Source organism: Photorhabdus sp. RW14-46 (assembly GCF_963887965.1).
GTDB classification, from domain to species: Bacteria; Pseudomonadota; Gammaproteobacteria; order Enterobacterales; family Enterobacteriaceae; genus Photorhabdus; species Photorhabdus laumondii.
Map to the genome: position 1 here is coordinate 1 of NZ_CAWPHH010000052.1, position 20,009 is coordinate 20,009.

The 20,009-nt window shown below is 43.5% G+C and carries 28 protein-coding genes and 1 pseudogene; 11 read left to right on the forward strand and 18 right to left on the reverse strand.

Features of this window, described 5'->3' with window-relative positions; genetic code table 11:
• Positions 1–1,548: pseudogene (locus AACQ38_RS22400) on the forward strand (hypothetical protein); the annotation flags it as partial.
• Between the two features lie 304 nt (positions 1,549–1,852).
• Here AACQ38_RS22400 and AACQ38_RS22405 read toward each other — a convergent pair.
• A complete protein-coding gene (locus AACQ38_RS22405) occupies positions 1,853–2,026 on the reverse strand; it encodes a hypothetical protein (RefSeq protein WP_158538187.1) in 174 nt (57 codons plus the stop codon).
• Here AACQ38_RS22405 and dinQ point away from each other — a divergent pair.
• A complete protein-coding gene (gene dinQ / locus AACQ38_RS24220) occupies positions 2,010–2,081 on the forward strand; it encodes a damage-inducible type I toxin DinQ (RefSeq protein WP_369293964.1) in 72 nt (23 codons plus the stop codon). The two genes, AACQ38_RS22405 and dinQ, sit on opposite strands and share 17 nt — an antisense overlap.
• Before the next feature lie 469 nt (positions 2,082–2,550).
• Here dinQ and AACQ38_RS22410 read toward each other — a convergent pair whose 3' ends face one another.
• The 13 genes from AACQ38_RS22410 to AACQ38_RS22470 all read right to left on the reverse strand — a co-directional run bounded on the left by AACQ38_RS22410 (position 2,551) and on the right by AACQ38_RS22470 (position 12,140).
• Complete coding sequence (locus AACQ38_RS22410) at positions 2,551–2,820, reverse strand: helix-turn-helix domain-containing protein (protein ID WP_046975142.1); 270 nt, start codon at positions 2,818–2,820, stop codon at positions 2,551–2,553.
• Positions 2,821–3,568: 748 nt separating this feature from the next.
• A complete protein-coding gene (rnk, locus tag AACQ38_RS22415) occupies positions 3,569–3,979 on the reverse strand; it encodes a nucleoside diphosphate kinase regulator (RefSeq protein ID WP_011148175.1) in 411 nt (136 codons plus the stop codon).
• Between the two features lie 188 nt (positions 3,980–4,167).
• Positions 4,168–4,440, reverse strand: coding sequence for a PTS phosphocarrier protein NPr (gene npr, locus AACQ38_RS22420; protein ID WP_165579101.1), 273 nt, complete (start codon positions 4,438–4,440; stop codon positions 4,168–4,170).
• The gene (rapZ, locus tag AACQ38_RS22425; RefSeq protein ID WP_011148173.1) at positions 4,440–5,291 is read right to left on the reverse strand and encodes an RNase adapter RapZ; all 852 of its coding nucleotides are present in this window, start codon (positions 5,289–5,291) and stop codon (positions 4,440–4,442) included. The genes npr and rapZ overlap by 1 nt, the downstream gene beginning before the upstream one ends.
• Positions 5,292–5,374: 83 nt before the next feature.
• The gene (gene ptsN / locus AACQ38_RS22430) at positions 5,375–5,842 is read right to left on the reverse strand and encodes a PTS IIA-like nitrogen regulatory protein PtsN (RefSeq protein WP_011148172.1); all 468 of its coding nucleotides are present in this window, start codon (positions 5,840–5,842) and stop codon (positions 5,375–5,377) included.
• Between the two features lie 123 nt (positions 5,843–5,965).
• The gene (hpf, locus tag AACQ38_RS22435) at positions 5,966–6,253 is read right to left on the reverse strand and encodes a ribosome hibernation promoting factor (RefSeq protein WP_011148171.1); all 288 of its coding nucleotides are present in this window, start codon (positions 6,251–6,253) and stop codon (positions 5,966–5,968) included.
• 23 nt (positions 6,254–6,276) lie between these two features.
• Positions 6,277–7,719, reverse strand: a complete 1,443-nt coding sequence (rpoN, locus tag AACQ38_RS22440; RefSeq protein WP_011148170.1) for an RNA polymerase factor sigma-54 — start codon at positions 7,717–7,719, stop codon at positions 6,277–6,279.
• Between the two features lie 27 nt (positions 7,720–7,746).
• Complete coding sequence (gene lptB, locus AACQ38_RS22445) at positions 7,747–8,472, reverse strand: LPS export ABC transporter ATP-binding protein (RefSeq protein WP_011148169.1); 726 nt, start codon at positions 8,470–8,472, stop codon at positions 7,747–7,749.
• Positions 8,473–8,478: 6 nt separating this feature from the next.
• Positions 8,479–9,012, reverse strand: a complete 534-nt coding sequence (gene lptA / locus AACQ38_RS22450; RefSeq protein ID WP_011148168.1) for a lipopolysaccharide ABC transporter substrate-binding protein LptA — start codon at positions 9,010–9,012, stop codon at positions 8,479–8,481.
• Positions 8,993–9,571: an LPS export ABC transporter periplasmic protein LptC gene (gene lptC / locus AACQ38_RS22455; protein WP_011148167.1), complete on the reverse strand. Its 579-nt coding sequence runs from the start codon at positions 9,569–9,571 to the stop codon at positions 8,993–8,995. Before lptC ends, lptA begins: the two co-directional genes overlap by 20 nt.
• A 20-nt stretch (positions 9,572–9,591) precedes the next feature.
• Complete coding sequence (gene kdsC / locus AACQ38_RS22460; protein WP_058589775.1) at positions 9,592–10,155, reverse strand: 3-deoxy-manno-octulosonate-8-phosphatase KdsC; 564 nt, start codon at positions 10,153–10,155, stop codon at positions 9,592–9,594.
• Between the two features lie 17 nt (positions 10,156–10,172).
• Positions 10,173–11,141: an arabinose-5-phosphate isomerase KdsD gene (gene kdsD / locus AACQ38_RS22465; RefSeq protein ID WP_011148165.1), complete on the reverse strand. Its 969-nt coding sequence runs from the start codon at positions 11,139–11,141 to the stop codon at positions 10,173–10,175.
• Between the two features lie 24 nt (positions 11,142–11,165).
• Entirely contained in the window at positions 11,166–12,140 is a 975-nt protein-coding gene (locus AACQ38_RS22470) for a calcium/sodium antiporter (protein WP_011148164.1), read from the reverse strand.
• 228 nt (positions 12,141–12,368) lie between these two features.
• Here AACQ38_RS22470 and mlaF point away from each other — a divergent pair, with 228 nt between their 5' ends.
• The 7 genes from mlaF to murA all read left to right on the forward strand — a co-directional run bounded on the left by mlaF (position 12,369) and on the right by murA (position 17,398).
• Positions 12,369–13,172: a phospholipid ABC transporter ATP-binding protein MlaF gene (gene mlaF / locus AACQ38_RS22475; protein ID WP_011148163.1), complete on the forward strand. Its 804-nt coding sequence runs from the start codon at positions 12,369–12,371 to the stop codon at positions 13,170–13,172.
• 10 nt (positions 13,173–13,182) lie between these two features.
• Complete coding sequence (mlaE, locus tag AACQ38_RS22480; RefSeq protein ID WP_165579108.1) at positions 13,183–13,965, forward strand: lipid asymmetry maintenance ABC transporter permease subunit MlaE; 783 nt, start codon at positions 13,183–13,185, stop codon at positions 13,963–13,965.
• 4 nt (positions 13,966–13,969) lie between these two features.
• Positions 13,970–14,476 (forward strand): outer membrane lipid asymmetry maintenance protein MlaD, encoded by a 507-nt coding sequence (gene mlaD, locus AACQ38_RS22485; protein ID WP_011148161.1) that lies wholly within the window; start codon positions 13,970–13,972, stop codon positions 14,474–14,476.
• Between the two features lie 33 nt (positions 14,477–14,509).
• On the forward strand, positions 14,510–15,139 hold the full coding sequence (mlaC, locus tag AACQ38_RS22490; RefSeq protein ID WP_165579102.1) for a phospholipid-binding protein MlaC: 630 nt from the start codon (positions 14,510–14,512) through the stop codon (positions 15,137–15,139).
• Position 15,140: 1 nt separating this feature from the next.
• Positions 15,141–15,434 (forward strand): lipid asymmetry maintenance protein MlaB, encoded by a 294-nt coding sequence (gene mlaB / locus AACQ38_RS22495; protein WP_058589774.1) that lies wholly within the window; start codon positions 15,141–15,143, stop codon positions 15,432–15,434.
• A 398-nt stretch (positions 15,435–15,832) separates the two neighbouring features.
• The gene (ibaG, locus tag AACQ38_RS22500) at positions 15,833–16,087 is read left to right on the forward strand and encodes a BolA family iron metabolism protein IbaG (protein ID WP_011148158.1); all 255 of its coding nucleotides are present in this window, start codon (positions 15,833–15,835) and stop codon (positions 16,085–16,087) included.
• Positions 16,088–16,138: 51 nt separating this feature from the next.
• Positions 16,139–17,398, forward strand: coding sequence for a UDP-N-acetylglucosamine 1-carboxyvinyltransferase (gene murA, locus AACQ38_RS22505; protein ID WP_165579103.1), 1,260 nt, complete (start codon positions 16,139–16,141; stop codon positions 17,396–17,398).
• 423 nt (positions 17,399–17,821) lie between these two features.
• Here the strand turns inward: murA and AACQ38_RS22510 are convergent, their stop codons facing one another.
• From AACQ38_RS22510 to AACQ38_RS22525, 4 genes are all read right to left on the reverse strand, one after another.
• The gene (locus tag AACQ38_RS22510) at positions 17,822–18,178 is read right to left on the reverse strand and encodes a hypothetical protein (protein ID WP_165579104.1); all 357 of its coding nucleotides are present in this window, start codon (positions 18,176–18,178) and stop codon (positions 17,822–17,824) included.
• A 2-nt stretch (positions 18,179–18,180) separates the two neighbouring features.
• Positions 18,181–18,450 (reverse strand): AHH domain-containing protein, encoded by a 270-nt coding sequence (locus AACQ38_RS22515; RefSeq protein WP_165579105.1) that lies wholly within the window; start codon positions 18,448–18,450, stop codon positions 18,181–18,183.
• 284 nt (positions 18,451–18,734) lie between these two features.
• Positions 18,735–19,118: an Imm50 family immunity protein gene (locus AACQ38_RS22520; RefSeq protein WP_165579106.1), complete on the reverse strand. Its 384-nt coding sequence runs from the start codon at positions 19,116–19,118 to the stop codon at positions 18,735–18,737.
• A gap of 10 nt (positions 19,119–19,128) precedes the next feature.
• The gene (locus tag AACQ38_RS22525; RefSeq protein WP_207631958.1) at positions 19,129–19,359 is read right to left on the reverse strand and encodes an HNH/endonuclease VII fold putative polymorphic toxin; all 231 of its coding nucleotides are present in this window, start codon (positions 19,357–19,359) and stop codon (positions 19,129–19,131) included.
• A 140-nt stretch (positions 19,360–19,499) separates the two neighbouring features.
• Here AACQ38_RS22525 and AACQ38_RS22530 point away from each other — a divergent pair, with 140 nt between their 5' ends.
• Both AACQ38_RS22530 and AACQ38_RS22535 read left to right on the forward strand, forming a co-directional pair.
• The gene (locus tag AACQ38_RS22530) at positions 19,500–19,769 is read left to right on the forward strand and encodes a SymE family type I addiction module toxin (protein WP_445260633.1); all 270 of its coding nucleotides are present in this window, start codon (positions 19,500–19,502) and stop codon (positions 19,767–19,769) included.
• Between the two features lie 13 nt (positions 19,770–19,782).
• A complete protein-coding gene (locus AACQ38_RS22535; RefSeq protein WP_165579100.1) occupies positions 19,783–19,971 on the forward strand; it encodes a DUF7706 family protein in 189 nt (62 codons plus the stop codon).
• The last annotated feature ends 38 nt before the right edge of the window (positions 19,972–20,009 follow it).

The window sequence follows — 20,009 nt, forward strand, 5'->3', positions numbered from 1 at the left end:
GGCGGAGACGACAACGGACTACACCGGAAAACTGGTACGGCTGGACGTGGGTTACACGGATTTGGTATTACGCTGGTTTACGGGTTATGTGGCACGCTCACAGCCAGCCCAAAACGGTTATCAGCGTTTGTTTGTGCGTGAGCTGGTCGGCGTGTTTGACCGATTATGGCCGTGTTCATTTCAGCATCCAACACTGAGCCAGATTGCGGACTGGTTGCAGGAGTACAGCGGACTGACCTTCACATTTCCGGATGCCCCTTATACAGAGACACCCATCGCGCATTTTACCCATCATGGTACCGGCTATCAGTTGCTGGCTAATCTTGGGCAGGTTTTTTCGATTGAGGATTATCTCTGGTATCAGTTGCCGGAGGGTTCGGTTTATGTGGGCAGCGGGGCGCATTCGATGTTTGCGGGAAAACCGGTAGAGATCCCCAATGAATTTAGCCAGCGCCAGTCCGCAGGCAATGCGCTGACCATTCCCATGATCCCATCGTTGCGTCCTGGCGTGGTGGTCAATCAGCAACGGCTGAAAAAGGTCAATCTGAACAATGCAAACATGGTCATTACATGGGAAGCCGTTAATAAACTGACCGGTCAGTCGCAAACCAGAACGCCAATGCAGCGCCAGATTGATGCTGCCTACCCCGAATTATCGGCAGGGCTGCATTTACCCAAATTTGCCCGCATTGAGGCACACACTGAAAATACGGTCAGCGGCGATATCTCCGACCCATTCCGGCCACGCTATGCCGTTGATGTACAATTATTGGCTGATGATGGTCAGGATGCCGCGGTTCCTGTTTACCACGCGGTTCCGCTGCCTTTGCCGATGGCGGGCAGTGAATCCGGTATGTTCCAATATCCGCCAGTCGGAACGGTGGTTGAAATCGCCTTTGAGGCAGGCAGACCGGATAAGCCCTTTATCCGGCAGATATTAAGCCAGGGTAATACCTTGCCCGATATCAAGCCAGGCGAACAATTGCAGCAACAGCGGGCGGAAGTCTCGCAGAGGGTAACTCAGGAAGGGAACTGGATTCGTCAGACTGACCAGACCATTAATGAATCATCCATGCACCGTGAAGTCAGGGCAGACACGGAAACACGTAACGTAGTCGCACGGGAAACCACGATACAGGCCACGGATAAAACCACGGTTTTGGGCACGTCTACGCTATTGGCGGGCGCTGTCCGGCAAATTGCAGACGGTGACTATAGTATGGCGACCTCATCAAATTTCGTTGCCAGCGTAGGGAAAGAGGCCAGTATCGAAATCGGACAAAAGCTGATAGAGAAGATTGGTCTGCTTAAGCAGAGCATCGCCGGTGCCAGGCAAGAAATCATCGCGCCCGTGGTTTGGGTGGGCAGCCAGCAAATCAATGTCATGACCTTGATTTAGAGACGTTGGATGTGGTTAAAGCACTGGCGGAACAGACTGCCGCCCATACGCACCACAACACAGGTGCGCCGGAGAACGCCAGCGCGATAAGGAACACGGGCTATAAATCCGATGGATTGAAACAGAAGTATTCCCCTGTGATTGGGTGAATATCATTCCATTTGTATGAGCTTTTTTACGCTATGACATAGGTTGATAACACCTTTTTTAAGGTGTAGACTGATTATGTTAGCAGGAGAATGTCGCGCTAGAACCGAGGCTACCAATCTCGTATAGCACAAAGACAAACTGCCCTATCCAAGGGTTAAAATAAAAAACCAACCTCACCAGTTGGTTTTTTATTTTTATCTACTCATCATTTTAATTGATTGAATCATTTGAAAATAAACCTATAATCAACGGCTGTTAGTTTGGGGTAGCGTTCTGGCCTGTGTATCTTTGACGCAAGTTTTCTTAAGTCCTGGCTGAGTACAGGTGGTGCTGATTCAGTGCCTCGGTCAGAGCGCGATATTCTCCTGCTAACACAGATGAGGGCCAGCCGGACAGGCAGCGTAAAGGCAATGGCTGGTTAAGTCGTGCTCCTAACGGGAGCAAGCGGGTGAAAGCATTTATTGACACTGCTATCATCGTTCTCAAAGCGTTAATCGCGCTTTTAGAGCTGATCCGTGCATTTCTGAAATAGATAACGGAAACGTAGCTAAGGCCATCGGGGTAACCTCCCGGTGGCTTTTAACATTTACCGCCTTTGATCAAGCAAGCCACTTTTGTTTAAGTGGGCTTAGATACTGATCTAAAAGCTCAAATTTGGTCATCCCTATTGGACTTTAACCTGTGTTCAAGCGATTATTGTTCCGGTAGTATGGGGAAATAGACAACAGATTAGTATAGTTTACCGCGAGTCATACACATAATAACGCTAGGACGCCTTTTTAAATGTGGTATCAATCAGCGCTACGGGTTCGTGTTCTGATGGTCTGAAATACAATTATCTCGCCCGCAACATGCGGGCTTTTTTATACTTTCATAGAGCTTGAATACAATTCTGATATTAAATAATGGGCAGTAAGTGTAATAAAAAAATGATAATTCAGCGTGTTATATTAGCTTAGTGGTTTAAAAGTTGTCGTTACTTTTTTGGATATAGAAATAACTTATGTGATATCAGAATTGTTTGGTAAATCATTTCGGACGGTTCGTTTGATAGGCTGCTTATTTTCGTCGAAGTACCGACTGGGCCATATTTCAGCAGGGGTGACACCAATTTCCTGAGCAATCAGTAATTCCCCTTTAGGCCAGGGGCGCGTTAAAGCATTTGCTAATGTTGAAGAGCTTAAACCGTGCTCTCTGGATAATGATGCCAGCGTTTTATTCTTCTTACGTATCGCAGCGATAATATCGGCGGTATGCCAGTCTTTTTTCATATTCCTGCTTCCCTCTTTGATGGTGGCAAGAATCAAATAAACACCCTGGTGGCGGTTTGTCTCGCTGCGCTTATGACGAAATAAATGAACTTATGGCGAAAACGGCACTACACCGCACCCGCCTGCACGCTTTGGATCAAAAAATTTTTTCAGTTTTAAAATCCTACAAGGCAAGCTGCCAAACCGTGCCAGCACCGGAGAAGTGAGAGGAATCACAAACTGAAATGATTGAAAAGATTTTCAGGAAATTTCAGTTTTCGGATCAAAAGAGGATCACGGGAAAAATATCAATATAATGATATTAAAGGAAAAATTCTATTTTACGTGGGAGATAGGATCATGACCAGAAGCCGCGCTGATTTTAAGAATTCAAGTAGGACACGGCCTTACTGAACATATAGAGCTGAAATTAGTTGTTAAGGAATGAAACCTAATAAAACTGAGTGAATAGGATAGTTATCTGGATTTGTACCACTTGTAGCAGAAAGTATTATCCAACCTCCTTGAAGATATTGATTTACTGATTCATCTATATCAGAGCCAATGAATATTTAAGTGTCTCTTATTTCTTTAAGAATTGACAGATTGTTATTATTTTCGAACATTATAATTACCTCATAATGTATAGTGGTTAGTTGAAAAGTAATTGAAGATATAAAATTCCTGTCGCCATTTTGTCGCCATTTGGTTATCAAAGACAAAAAACCACTTGTGCGATAGTGGTTTTTTGTATTGATTTAATAGGGTTTTATCTGTGATATTCACCGGCAGCTTCTGGTTGGTAAAGTAATTCTAATACTTTGACGCGGGTTTCTTCGCCGTTTGGTAATTCCCAACTGATTTCGTCACCGATACGAAGGCCCAATAATGCAGCGCCTAAAGGAGCCATAACAGAAAGCTGATCTGAACTGTCTTGCAGTGACGCTGGATAAACTAAAGTACGTACCCGTTCTTCATTGCTTGTCAGATCAATAAAACGAACCCGGCTGTTCATTGTCACAACATCTGATGGAATTTCTGCTGGCGGTACAATCTCTGCACGATCCAGCTCCTCATTCAAAGCGTCAGCGATACTAGTATCTGCAAACGCTGGCTGTTCCAACAGGGAATCTAAACGTTCTGCGTCTAATTCGTTGATGATAATTGCTGGTTTAGTCATACCACACTCCAAATGGATTCCAATACAAAATAACACCCCGCACCATGAGGAGGGGGGTGTTATTTAAAATGATTAACCTGATAGTAGGCTGTTCTTACTGGAAAATAAAGAGATCATGATCACGAACTGTTTTGTGCTGCTAATGAAAACAGTGAAGGACATGATAATCCTCAGGTGAGTGAGCAACGTTATTCTTCGTCAAATCCCGAATTAAATAGATCAATAATAGCTGCGAGAGCTTGCTCTTCATCTGGGCCACTGGCTTCAACTTCAATATAGCTGCCTTTTTCTGAATCCAGCATTAGCATAGCAATTACGCTGCTGGCCTCGGCTTCAACATGGTTATCATTGCGTAAAATGACATGAGATTCAAAGAGCTGTACTAGATCATACAGCTTCATTGCTGGCCGGGCGTGCATTCCCAGCCGATTTTTGATTTCAAGTCTCTGCTTGACAGTCATTATTTTCGCTTTTCGAGAGTACGGTGGCGCGACTGTACGTTTTTTCCTCTGGAACGAAAATAATCGGCCAACTGTTCTGCCACATAAACAGAACGGTGTTTACCGCCGGTACAGCCAATAGCAACGGTCAGATAGCTGCGGTTATTGGTTTCAAGCATGGGTAGCCAGAGTTCAAGATAACTGCGGGTTTGATAGATGAAGTTATGCACTTCCGTATGACGGTCGAGGAAAGCGGCTACAGGACGATCAAGACCGGTCATTGGCCGTAATTTGGGGTCCCAGTGTGGGTTTGGCAGGAAACGTACGTCAAAAACATAGTCGGCATCAATTGGAATGCCATGCTTGAAGCCGAAAGACTCAAAGACCATTGTCAACTCACGTTCCCGTTTGCCGAGCAGACGCGTTCTTAGCATCTCAGCCAATTCATGGACTGACATTTCGGAAGTGTCGATAATCAGGTCAGCTCTTGAACGAAGGGGTTCCAGCAGATCACTTTCTTGATCAATCGCGCTTTCCAGAGAAAGATTTTTGCTTGATAGCGGATGCAGACGGCGAGTGTCGCTATAACGGCGGATCAATGTATTACGTTCAGCATCGAGGAATAGTAATTGCGGTGAGAAACTCGCTGGTAGTTTAGTCAGAGCTTCTTCGAAAACTTCAGGTGATTCCGGCATGTTTCTTACATCAATACTAACCGCAGCAGAAATATCGCGGTCAGCTAGCGTATTTGCTAATTCCGGTAGTAATACTACCGGCAAGTTGTCTACACAATAAAAACCCATATCTTCCAGTGCGCGTAAGGCAACGGATTTACCTGAACCGGAACGGCCACTGACTATCATCAGCACCATGAGGCAACTCCCCTTAATTTTTTAGTGGTTATTATGAGCCACTCTTATCTATTGCTTCTATTGCTATCCATGCATTGCAACAGTTATTCAGTGATAATTGTGTATAGTTCTTCATCACTTTGTGCCGATCTTAAACGACGGCAGAGATTTTTATCTGCAAGACGTTTGGCAATCAATGACAATGTGTGTAGGTGTGTTTGGCATTGATCGTTTGGAACCAGTAAAGCAAACAGCAAATCGACTGGTTGATTATCAATGGCATCGAAAGCAATAGGTTGTTCCAGATTTAGGAAAACGCCAACCGCTTGATCTGAGCTTTCTTCATCTAACTTACCGTGGGGGATGGCAATACCACTGCCAATTCCAGTAGTACCTACTTTTTCTCGGGTCAATATTGCTTCGAATACGACATTTTCTGGTAACTTAAGCTGCTGAGATGCTAGCTCACTGATAATCTCTAAAGCCCGTTTTTTGCTCGAACAATGTACATTATTGCGCGTACATGCGAGGGAAAGCACCGAACTTAGTAGTAAATCTGCTTGATTATTCATTTTCCTATTCACTTAGGTGCTTATTGATACAGGATGCCATAGGTTATCTGTGGCATCCTGTATTTGCGCACTGTTTTACAGCAATACTCTGCTGTTGTTACTACATTTTTTGTTAAATAACTGTTAATGATGTTTCAGTTTGTCTTTATGCTTGGTTAATTGACGCGCCAGTTTATCGACCAGTCCATCAATTGCTGCATACATATCTTCATGTTCTGATGATGCGTGCAACTCACCTCCGTTAATGTGTACAGTAGCTTCGGCGATTTGTTGTACCTTTTCCACTCGGAGGATTACCTGAGTCAGGTTGATCCTGTCGAAATATTGATCCAGTTTGCTGCATTTTGCAGTGATAATGTCGCGTAATGCATCAGTAATTTCAATATTGTGGCCGGTTATTTTGAGTTGCATATTGTCTTCCTTCTCTGTTCATTTCAAACCAGACGCCTACGTTGGTTTGATGGCGGAATGGATAACGACTCTCGATATTTTGCGACAGTTCGTCGGGCAACCATGATGCCTTGATCGGCTAGCATGCTCGTCAGTTTGCTGTCACTTAATGGTTTGGCGGAGTTCTCCGCTGCTACCAGTTTTTTCACCAAAGCCCGTATTGCAGTTGAAGAGGCTTCGCCTCCACTTTCTGTATTGACATGGCTGGAGAAAAAATACTTCAATTCAAAAATACCACGTGGGCTGTGCAGGAATTTCTGGGTAGTCACCCTGGAAATGGTGGATTCATGCATATCAACCTGGAAAGCAATGTCTGCCAAGACCATCGGTTTCATATATTCTTCACCATGTTCAAAAAATTCCTGTTGCTGTTCTACAATACAACGCGCAACTTTCAGCAGAGTATCATTTCGGCTTTCCAGGCTTTTGATAAGCCACTTGGCCTCTTGTAGGTTATTGCGGATAAACTGACTGTCACTTTCATTGCGCGTATGTTGCCCAAGCTCTGCATAATGCTGATTAATGTGTAAACGGGGGATACTATCTGTATTCAATTCTACTTGCCAGTGTTCACTCTCTTTTCGGACCAGTACATCGGGGATGACATATTCTGATTCGCCAGTGTTTATTGCCAGGCCAGGCTTTGGTGCAAGTGACTGGATTAAACTTATGGCCTCTTTCAGAGTATCTTCTGTCAAGTGGCTCAGACGGATTAAATTGCGGAAATCCCAATGACCTAATAGCTCCAAATGGTTGCAAACGATCAGTTTTGCCTCTTTCAGGTAAGGTGTTTCTGGCGGAAACATTGATAGCTGGACGAGTAGACAATCTTTTAGATCACGAGCGGCGACACCGATAGGATCGAAATGCTGTATCTGCTTGAGCACAGTTTCCACTTCTGCCAGAGTGAGTTGGTTGTCGCCGAGGCTGGCAAGGATATCTTCTAGTGGTACAGTGAGATAGCCAGTGTCATCTACGGCATCAATGATTGATGTCGCAATCGCCGCATCTATTTCCGTGAAAGGGGTCAACTTTGCCTGCCACATCAAATAGTCTTGCAGGGTTTGAACGGTTTCACCTTGGTAAAGTGGCAGTTCGCCGTCGTCGTTATAGTCATTGCGTGTCCCGGAAGGTGTGCCAGCGGTGTAAATTTCATCCCAACTGACATCCAGGGGTAACTCATCTGGCATATCCTTTTGTTGCAAGGCATCAAGCGTATCCATAGCTTCCGTTTCGTTATCGGGAAGTTCCTGATTGCCAATTTCCTGATGTTCTTCATCCTGTTCAAGCAAAGGATTCATTTCTAACGCTTGTTGTATTTCCTGTTGGAGTTCAAGCGTAGAAAGTTGCAACAAACGAATAGCTTGTTGGAGCTGTGGTGTCATAGCCAGTTGCTGACTAAGCCTGAGTTGCAAACTTTGCTTCATAGCGTTAAATCAATTCTCCTGGCCGAATTAGAGCCGGAAACCTTCGCCTAAATAAACGCGCTTCACCTGTTCATTATTAAGAATATCATTAGGTGTGCCGTGAGCAATCAGATGCCCTTGGCTGACAATATAAGCACGTTCGCATACATCCAATGTTTCACGGACATTGTGGTCTGTGATAAGGACCCCTAGTCCATAATCTCTCAAATGCTGAATGATTTTCTTGATATCGATGACTGAGATAGGATCTACGCCGGCGAAAGGCTCATCCAGCAAAATAAATTTCGGATTAGCTGCCAGCGCTCTGGCAATCTCTACGCGGCGACGTTCACCTCCGGAAAGTGATTGACCAAGATTGTCACGTAGGTGGCTGATATGGAACTCTTCCATCAGCTCTTCGGCACGTTCTTTCCGCTGTTCTTGAGTCAGATCCTGGCGGATCTCCAATACAGCCATCAGGTTGTCGAATACGCTTAGCCGGCGGAAAATAGAAGCTTCCTGAGGCAAATAACCAATACCACGGCGTGCCCGTTCGTGAAGTGGCAGTAGGCTAATATCTTCATTATCAATGGTAATTGTCCCGGTATCCCGTGAAACGATACCGACGACCATATAGAAAGTCGTCGTTTTCCCTGCACCGTTCGGACCAAGCAGGCCGACAATTTCGCCGGAGTTCACGTTTAGGCTGACATTTTCAACGACCTTACGGCCTTTGTAAGCTTTTGCCAGGTTTTCTGCGTTTAGTATTGCCATATATCGTTATTTACTCTTGTTGTTAGCCCCAGGGCCTTCTTCTTGTAATTGAGAAGGTAGTAGGACGGTGGTCACTCGTTTACCTTTGTCACTAAACGCTTCCATCTGCTGAGTTGGGACTAGATAGGTGATACGGTCGCCTTTTATATTGCTGTCTAACTGTTCTAAATAGGCATTGCCAGTGAGTGTAACCAGCTCTTTATCCATTTCGTAACGCATTTTGGCACCGCGGCCCTTGATTGGTTTGCCATTGTCCTGGAGTTGATAGAAGGTTACCGGATTGCCAAATGCTTCAATAACCATTTTCTTAGAATCGCCATCTGGGCGAGTCACAACAACTTTGTCAGCGCGGATATCGATAGAACCCTGTTTGACGATCACATCTTCTGTAAATGTGGCAGTGTTCCCTGTCATGTCAAGGGCTTGTTTAGCAGAATCGATAGAAATGGGTTTCTGTGTGTCATCTTTCAGTGCCATAGCGGGAAGACTGACTACAAAGATAGCACTGGCAATAAAAGCATTACGGATTCTGTTTTTCATGTTGGATTTCATAGTAGGTGTTAACCTTTTCAATCAGTTCAGCGGTTTTGTTTCTCAGGTTGCCACGCATTTTCATACCGACGGATTTTAGCCCGACACCAATCAGTGTGACCTGATCGTCAGATGAAACATCCTGAGTGGTCAGGTTGATGATAGCGTTCTCTGTAGTAATACGTTGTAATTGTGACGTATTAGTTAGACTGTCAACCTGTACGTCTCCGTAAAGATAGAGCATTTTGTCATTAGTTAGTTTGGCTTTGTTAGCACGAACTGTCCATGTAGCAATGGCATTTGAGTCATAAGTAATTAATACCGGTTTAGTAAACCAAGTAAGTTTTGACTCTGCATAGTTTTGGACGTCATCAGCGACCAGTTTATACGTCAGTTTCCCCGTAGGGTCATAAACAAAAGTTATAGCTTCCTGACTTTGATAGGTTGGCTGACTGTTATCTGTGGCAGAAGATGATTTAATCTCATCTGAATCAGACAAGTTCCAGCCAATTAACGCCAGGATGATTAATACCAGAGTTATCACCAACCAGGATTTGATTCTATCCATTCTCGTTTCACTTCAACCTACTATATTGATAATCCTTTGGCTTCTTCCAGCTTATTCTGAGCAAAAAGCACCAAATCACAAAGTTCCCTTACCGCGCCGTGTCCCCCTGCAATTTGGGTGACATAATGCGCTTTTGGTAAGAGCAATGGATGTGCATCTGCCACAGCGACAGATAACCCCACTTGTTCCATGACCGGCCAGTCAATCAGATCATCGCCGATGTAAGCAACCTGTTCTGGTCTTAATCCCAGTGTATCTAACAATTCTTGGTACGCCAAAACCTTATCACTTTGTCCTTGGTAAAGATGTGTAATACCTAAGGTGTTTGCTCGATCTTCCAGCAATTTTGCTTTACGACCGGTAATAATAGCGACTTCGATTCCTGAAGTAATTAAGCAGCGAATTCCGTAACCATCTCGAACATTAAATGTTTTTAATTCTTCACCGTTATTGCCCATATAGATCCGGCCATCGGACATAACACCGTCAACATCGCAAATCAGCAAGCGGATTTTACGGGCTTTTTCAATAACGTCTTTATCAACTGGACCATAACAGGTGTCCAAATAAACTAATTGGCTCATTAAGGCGTTTTCTCCGGTTACACCACACCCGCTTGTAGCAGGTCATGCATATGTAATACACCAAGCAATTTATTGTCCTCTGCAACTAATAAGGACGTGATATGGTGTGACTGCATTAAGTTCAATGCATCAACTGCAAGGGCATGCGGTTTGATACGGATACCGCCCGTTGTCATAACATCTGAAATTTTGACATTGTACAAATCGACGCCCATATCAAATACTCGCCGTAAGTCACCGTCAGTAAAAATACCATCAATATACCTATTTTCATCGCAAATGACGGTCATACCCAGTTTTTGCCGGGTGATTTCGAGCAGCGCTTCGCGTAAGGTGGCGTTACGATTAACCTTTGGAATATCATCGCCTGTACTCATCAAATCACTCACCAGTAGCAGAAGTTTGCGCCCAAGAGTGCCGCCTGGATGTGATAGTGCGAAATCTTCAGCAGTAAAGCCGCGTGCCTGGAGCAATGCAACCGCTAAAGCATCGCCCATAACCAGTGTTGCAGTAGTACTGGTTGTAGGAGCCAAACCTAGCGGACAGGCCTCCTGTGGGACTTTGATACACAGATGGATATCGGCGGCTTTTCCCATACTACTGTTGCAATTGTTAGTCATGCAGATAAGCGGGATTTTTTGGCGTTTTAATGCGGGAATCAGCGACAAAATTTCACTGGATTCACCCGAATTTGAGATGGCTAAAACAATGTCTTTAGGTGTGATCATGCCGAGGTCGCCGTGGCTGGCTTCTCCCGGATGAACGAAAAAGGATGGTGTACCGGTGCTGGCGAAAGTGGCAGCAATTTTACACCCGATATGGCCGGATTTGCCCATCCCCATGACAATCACTTTACCTTCGCAGTTGAACATCAGTTCACAGGTACGGTCAAAATCTCCGTTTATATGTTGTTCAAGTTCTGTTAATCCATCACGTTCTATGTGTAATACTTTTTTACCCGCTTGCTGAAAATCAATCTTAGGCATTTCTTTTTCCTACTCATTCTGTGTTTATTCAATGCTGTAATTGGAAATAAACAGTACGATAAAATAAGCGATAAAGCAGCTTAATAACAGGACACCTTTAAATCGGTTTAATCGGTGTTTACGACCCAGACAAAATGCAGTAAATATTATGCTGGCTACCATCATTACCCAAAAGTCACGATGGAAAGATTCAGGTGAAATGGCTGCTGGTGAGAGTAATGCAGGAAGGCCCAAAACAATTGATATATTGAATATATTCGAACCTATAATATTCCCGAATGCAATATCATCTTCGCCTTTGAATGCTGCGGCAATAGAGGTTGCTAATTCTGGCAAGCTGGTACCGACCGCAAGTACGGTAAGCCCGATAACTAATTCACTGATGCCATAAATGCGGGCAATAACAGTTGCATTATCAATAACCATACGAGTTGCCATAGGTAAAATAAGTAACCCTAATAGAATCCAAAGTAGGGCAATGTGTTTATTGCCTTCGACCGGTAATTCGGCAGCCTGTTCTTGCGTATAAATATCCGCTTCGGCGCGGCGCGGTAGAGCAACCATTTTTATCATCAGTAAGATATACACTATGGCGGAAGCGAGTAATACCAACCCATCCATCCGGCTGAGATAGTGATCACTCATCAAATAACCACAGAAGACGGTGAGCAGTAGCATCAACAGCAGTTCCTGCCGCAGGATATCTGATTTTACTTCCATTGGGCGAATAAATGCAGCAGCACCGGTTATTAGTAGCAGATTGGTAATGTTGGAGCCAATAACATTACCCACAGCCATATCAGGTTGACTATCTAGCATTGCAGTAACTGAAACCATTAATTCGGGTAGAGACGTTCCAATGCCAACAATGGTAATACCAATAATAAATGGCGGCAGTCCCAGAGTACGGGCAAAAATTGCAGCGCCATATACTAGTCTATCGGAACCATATACCAGTAAAATCAACCCGGTAATTAGAAGTAAAAAGGTCAGAAGCATGAAGCGTCCCTTGTAAGGTATATTCCGAATTGATGTCAACGCTGGTTGATTTTCTAAACAAAAATTGTCTGCCCAGTTAGATGGGGTATATTCTGACGGCGGTGGATAGAAAAGTAAAATTTGTCATCACATTAATAGCGAAAATTTTCCCGTTTTTTTGTAGTATATATGATTAATATATGAACCAAATATTAAAGCCAATTTATTAACCGTTAAGGGCTATCAATAATGAATCAACAGACAGCAAATCTCATCGAGGTCCGTGGTATGTATTTTTCCCGTGGTAACCGTTTGATTTTTGCTGATATTAATCTAATTGTGCCTAGAGGAAAAGTCACAGCAATTATGGGGCCTTCTGGGATAGGGAAAACGACACTATTACGATTAATTGGCGGTCAGTTACGTCCTGAACGAGGGGAGATCTGGTTTGATGGCGACAATATTCCTGCTTTATCCCGTTCTCACTTGTATGCTGCTCGCAAGAAGATGAGCATGCTGTTTCAATCTGGGGCATTATTCACTGATCTCAGTGTGTTTGAGAACGTTGCTTTTCCGCTGCGTGAGCATACGAATCTGCCTGAAGAAATTATACAGACCACGGTAATGATGAAATTAGAGGCCGTAGGGTTACGTGGTGCTGCTAATTTGATGCCTTCTGAACTTTCCGGTGGTATGGCTAGGCGTGCAGCTTTGGCACGTGCCATTGCACTTGATCCTGAACTAATTATGTTTGATGAGCCTTTTGTTGGTCAGGACCCGATTACGATGGGGGTTTTAGTGAAGTTGATTGATGAGCTGAATAAGGCACTTGGCGTGACCTGTGTGGTGGTTTCCCACGATGTACCGGAAGTTCTGAGCATTGCAGATTACGCTTATATTATCGCTGAACAACAGGTTATTGCTGAGGGTACAGCTCAACAGTTGCACTCTAATCCTGATAGGCGAGTACGGCAATTTTTGGATGGTATTGCTGACGGGCCGGTACCTTTCCGTTTCCCGGCTGGGGATTACAAAACTGAGTTATTAGGATAATGGGATGTTAATGTTAACACAGGCGCTGGCGGCACTTGGCCGACGGGCCATTGAGGTGTTTGCCTCTTTTGGCCGTGCAGGTTTTATGCTTTTCCGCGCGATAATTGGCAAGCCAGAACCCGCCAGACAATGGCCGTTACTCCGACAGCAGCTTTACAGCGTGGGTGTTCGGTCATTATTGATTATTATCGTTTCAGGGCTGTTTATTGGCATGGTGCTTGGCCTACAGGGGTATCTGATCCTGACAACATACAGCGCAGAAGCCAGTCTTGGTATGATGGTGGCGATATCTCTGTTGCGTGAATTGGGGCCGGTGGTCACGGCACTGTTGTTTGCTGGTCGAGCAGGATCAGCGCTGACCGCAGAGATCGGCTTGATGAAAGCCACGGAGCAAATTTCCAGCCTGGAGATGATGGCGGTAGATCCATTACGGCGTGTGATCGCGCCCCGTTTCTGGGCCGGGTTTATCAGTATGCCGCTATTATCCTTGATTTTTGTGGCGGTAGGTATTTGGGGCGGTGCGATGGTTGGTGTTGATTGGAAGGGGATTGACAGTGGCTTCTTCTGGTCTTCAATGCAGTCTGCTATCGAGTGGCAGAAAGATTTGCTTAATTGTTTTATTAAAAGTGTCGTTTTCTCCATTACTGTGACCTGGATTGCTCTATTCAATGGTTATGACGCGATCCCGACTTCGGAAGGGATAAGCCGAGCAACGACCAGAACGGTGGTTCATGCGTCGTTAGCGGTTTTAGGTTTGGATTTTGTGCTGACAGCACTCATGTTTGGGAACTAAGCCAATGCAAAGCAAGAAAAGTGAAATTTGGGTTGGATTTTTTGTCTTGATTGCACTGGCTGCAATCGTCTTTTTATGCCTAAAAGTGGCAGACATTAAATCGGTAGGCAACCAGCCAACTTACCGTTTATACGCAACTTTTGACAATATTGGTGGTCTGAAAGTGCGTTCACCGGTAAAAATTGGGGGGGTGGTGATTGGCCGTGTTGCAAGTATCTCTCTTGATGAAAAAACTTATACGCCGCAAGTGGCACTGGATATTATGAAGCAATATGACCGTATCCCTGATACCAGTTCTCTTTCCATCCGTACTTCTGGCCTATTAGGTGAACAATATATTGCCCTGAATATCGGGTTTGAAGATCCCGATATGGACACCCGTATTCTGAAAGAGGGTGACCGCGTACAGGATACCAAATCAGCGATGGTACTTGAGGATCTCATCGGCCAGTTCTTGTATAAGAGTGGTGATAATGTCCAAAGTGGGGCAGAGCACACGCCGACACCCTAGCCAGCAACTGAATATCATTAAGAGGAACCAATTATGTTGAAGAGATTATTAATGGTGGTGCTGCTGGTTATTGCGCCATTAGCGAGCGCGGTTGATCAAACAAATCCTTATAAGTTAATGCAGGATGCGGCGGAAAAGACTTTTACTCGTTTGAAAAACAGCCAATCACAAATTCGTCAAAATCCAGATTATCTGCGTAAAGTGGTGAAAGAGGAGCTACTGCCTTATGTCCATATCAAATACGCAGGGGCATTGGTTCTGGGGAAATACTATAAAGATACGACTCCAGAGCAGCGCAAGATTTATTTTGCTGCATTTGAATCTTATCTTGAGCAGGCATATGGGCAGGCTTTGGCAATGTATCATAATCAAACTTACCAGATTGACCCGGAAAAGCCGTTAGGGGACAGCAATGTTATTGCTATTCGTGTCACTATTATCGATTCGAATGGTCGTCCTCCTGTCCGTCTTGATTTCCAATGGCGCAAAAACAGCAAAACGGGTCAATGGCAGGCATTCGATATGATTGCAGAGGGCGTCAGTATGATTACGACTAAACAGAGTGAATGGGCCTCTATCTTGCGTCAGCAAGGTATTGATGGCTTAACTAAGCAGCTTGAAATCAGCGCTCGTCAGCCAATCACATTGGAAGAGAAAAAATAAGATGGGTGAGAGTCTGATCTGGGAAAAAACAGGGCAAACATTGATTCTCAAGGGCACTTTAGATCGTAATAGTTTGCTTCCTCTCTGGCAGCAAAAAGAGAAATTATTGGTCGAGATCAATGACATCAATGTGTCACAACTTGAATATGTGGATTCTACCGGCTTAGCTCTTTTAGTCCGTTTCAAACATCATATGCAAAAGAGAGGGGATAAATTGCGCTTTTCTGGCATTGATGAACGGCTTAATACCCTGATTACGCTCTATGATTTGCAAGAAATTATCATTGATAGCTAACCGATAATCTCATTAATTACCTGTATATATCCTATGGATTTCAAGATGGATCGCGACGGTAAGGGAGAGAATCCCCGGGAGTATAGATAACGATGTGACCGGGGTGAGCGAGCGCAGCCAACAAAGAGGCAACTTGAAAGATAACGGGTATAATCAGCGCCCTTGTAAGCAGAGATGTTACAAGGGCGTTTTCATAGTTTAAGAATAAGCAGGATTCTATTAGGATAGATGGCTGTCTATTATTTATTTCTAACTATATACCCTATGGATTTCAAGATGCATCGCGGCGGCAAGGGAGCGAATCCCCGGGAGCATAGATAACGATGTGACCGGGGTGAGTGAGTGCAGCCAACAAAGAGGCAACTTGAAAGATGACGGGTACAGAACATTGAGCAATTATGGATACTAATGAGATTAAACAAGTGCTGATGGATAAATTAGCACTGGATGAAGTCATCGTTAACGGAGATGGCAGCCATTTCCAGGTTATTGTGGTTGGTGAAATGTTTGCCGGCATGAGCCGGGTAAAACAGCAGCAAGCCGTTTATGCGCCTTTGATGGAATACATTGCTGATAATCGTATTCATGCCTTGTCAATTAAAGCCTACACACCGGATGATTGGAAACGGGATCGCAAGCTCAACGGTTTTTAATGTTGTTTGCCTCGCCGCGAACAGCAAATTATATAAAGAGAGTCGTCACAGATGGATAAATTTCGTGTGAAAGGGCCTACTCGTCTGTCGGGTGAGGTTACTATTTCCGGGGCAAAAAATGCTGCACTGCCAATCCTGTTCGCCGCGTTGTTGGCTGAAGAGCCTGTTGAGTTGCAAAATGTTCCAGAATTGAAAGATATTGATACCACTATCAAATTGTTGAATCGCCTTGGGACTAAAGTTGAACGTAATGGTTCTGTATTTGTAGATGCCCGCGATGTGAATCAATATTGTGCGCCTTATGAGCTAGTAAAAACCATGCGTGCCTCTATTTGGGCGTTAGGTCCTTTGGTGGCGCGTTTTGGTCAGGGGCAAGTTTCTTTACCGGGGGGATGTGCGATTGGTGCCCGCCCGGTTGATCTGCATATCAGTGGCTTGGAACAGTTAGGTGCTGAAATTGTGCTGGAAGAGGGCTACGTTAAGGCTTCCGTTAATGGGCGTCTGAAAGGGGCTTGCATTGTGATGGATAAAGTCAGCGTTGGAGCGACAGTCACGATTATGACCGCGGCAACGTTGGCAGAAGGGACAACCGTTATTGAGAATGCAGCCCGTGAACCTGAAATCGAAGATACGGCTAATTTTCTCAATACCTTGGGTGCAAAAATCACCGGTGCGGGCACTGACCATATCACCATTGAAGGTGTAGAACGTCTTGGTGGCGGTGTATATCGTGTACTACCTGATCGGATTGAAACGGGGACATTTCTTGTTGCGGCGGCGATATCCGGTGGCAAGGTAGTTTGCCGTCATGCTCAGCCTAATACGCTGGATGCGGTATTAGCTAAATTGCGTGAGGCGGGTGCGGATATTGCAATTGGTAAAGATTGGGTAAGCCTTGATATGCACGGTAAGCGCCCTAAAGCTGTGACATTACGTACTGCTCCGCACCCCGGTTTCCCGACTGATATGCAGGCGCAGTTCAGCTTGCTAAATTTGGTTGCGGAAGGTGCTGGTATGATCACCGAAACTATTTTCGAAAACCGTTTCATGCATATCCCCGAATTAATTCGGATGGGGGCGCATGCGGAAATTGAAAGTAATACCGTGCTTTGTCATGGCGTTAAAAAATTATCTTGCGCTCAGGTCATGGCGACGGATTTACGCGCATCGGCAAGCTTGGTTCTGGCGGGTTGTATTGCGGAAGGCGTGACGGTTGTTGACCGTATTTATCATATTGACCGGGGTTATGAACATATCGAAGATAAGTTGCGCGGACTTGGCGCAAACATTGAACGAGTGAAATCAACGTAGACTTACTGTGTGTATTCACCACGGTAAGAAAGAAACCAGCCGGAAGCGATTCCGGCTTTTTGCTGTTTCAGAAAGAAAACAGAATAAAATAGCTAAAATATAGCCTATGTATATATTTACTATGAATATTATATTTTTCTGCATTATTCCTTTGTTTATCTTCTTATTTATTTTAAGCATAAAAATAACAAAGCCGGAAAGATCATGAGGATCTTTCCGGCTTTTTCATGAGAATATGTTTTCTATATCAACTAGTTTTTAATATCATTGGATTAAAAACCACTATCTTTTTATCCTTAGTCATTCCGCATGGGTGCAACCCTTCTTTATATATTTCGAACATTTTTTCTAATAATGATTTCTTCTGGTAACCTAATGTGTACTTTTGAATAGATAACATTTTTAGTTGATAATAGACTTCATCTAAAATTTCAAAATAAAAATCATCGTATTTTGTATTTGTTTTTTTATTTTAGATTTTCTATAAATTAATGTCTTTTCCTCTTGTAAGTCACTGTATTCTTCGTCAATATCTTCTAAATAATCTTCAGCTTCAGAATAGTTATCTTCTAAAGAAAACTCACCAACGCTATTTTCTATAAGATCTTGCCAGACTAAATATCCATATGGTAAATCTTGACTTAATGATAATCTAAGGGGGTTATCTTTATCTTCCAATAGGATAATATCAGAAGGTGCTTTTACTCCCCCTGATAAAAGATTATCTGAAAATAAAAAATTCATTGGTTCAGTTATAAACCTCTTATTTTCGCTTTTCATTGTTATACCTCTAAAATTTTATTCCACATTTCTAAAGCACGTTGATTGCCTATTTTGGCTTTTCCTTTCGAGCTATCTTTAGCTCTTATTGGTGTTCCATTCATCATTCCTTTCTTAGCTAAATTTTGTATATCAGCAACCTGTTTCGATATCTTATTAACAGACTGGTTTAAGTCTATTTTGTCTGGTACATTTTTAATAGCCCTAAAGTAACCATTGTGATTACCTTGATGCCTTGCCATTGCACTAACCAGTCGGCATTGGCGTGGCATGGGCATTCACCACGGTAAGAAAGAAGCCAGCCGGAAGTGATTCCGGCTTTTTGCTGTTTCAGAGAGAAAACAGAGTAAAATAGCTAAAATATAGCATATGTTTATATTTACCATTAATATTATATTTTTATTTATTATTCCTTTTTTTATCTTCTTATTTATTTTATATTTTCTCGATTTTAAGATATATATTTAATATATTAAGTCCAACCCTGTAAGATATTTATTTTAAGAATAAAGATAACAAAGCCGGAAAGATCATGGGGATCTTTCCGGCTTTTTGTTTATTTACTGATATATACAGAAGGTCCCGTAAACTGTATATGCATACATTCCAGATTTAATCGAAAATTAGAGCCATGAATTATTATTTTATTATGACCATTTTCTTTTTTTATCTCGATTTTTGCTAACATGTTAACGGCAATGCCTTCAATATTCATAGATGTAACACCACCACAGTTTATACCACACCTACATTTGTTATATCCTTTTACCCATTTTACAGGTGGGTTATCTGGTAATTTTCCGATTAAATCAAAACTTATTATTACTGTTGGTCCTTCACGATCTATTTTTATATCAAAGAGATCTATGTCTGATATTTCTACAGGTTTAGAAAATACTTTATTAAGCAATATAGTGCCATCAAGATCATTCCAAAACATATGATGCCTCCTAGAAACTATAGTGATCTAATGTTCCTGGGACACTCCCAGTTCGAATGTTATCAATAGGTCTTACATTTAAATGAGGTCCTTGATTACCTACACTATCGGGGTAATAGTGCCCAGCAGAATGATCTTGGATAATCACCTTATCTCCATCAGCTTTTGTGAATTGATATTCCTTTGTCCATATTGGCTTACCATTATTGCCAATTATTGTTTCATTATTTGAATTAGTCATACGAACATGCCTATATTGACTTTCAAAACCAGTTTTTGGGTCAAATATTTTATCAGGCTGTTGATTCGTCGGTATTCCCGCATCTCTTTTCGCTGCTCTGAAAGCCGCATTCTAAGACAGAAGCGGTGATAAATAAAGCCGTGAAAACAGAATGTTATTACACCGTGGATTATGTACCGAATGGGAATAAGGTCAACAACGCCACACCGGCAATACATCTTAAGGGCCAGTGGCTCAGACAGGTGGGATTTAATACTGGCGGCCAGATTACGGTGAAGGTGATGGATGGTTGTCTGGTGCTGATTCCAGAGAGTGAAGCCACGCAACAACAGCATCAGCAGTACCAGCGGCAACAAGCCCAACTGCGGGAGATTAAGCAGCAGATGCGGGCTGAGTACAACGCGGGCTAAGGGAGAGGATAAAATGAAAGTGGTGATTGAACATTTGCAGGACATTCAGTTAACTCACCTTGAAGCACTGGCCTTGGCCCAACTGGTTAAACGGCTGAACTGGGCGGAGATACGTAAACGTCCGGTCATCTCACCTTGTTCTTCCTCTCCGGCCCATGCACGCTACTGCTTCCTTATCTTCACCTGGAGACTGACACCATGAGCCGTAGCCGATATACCCCGGAACAAAAACAACACCAT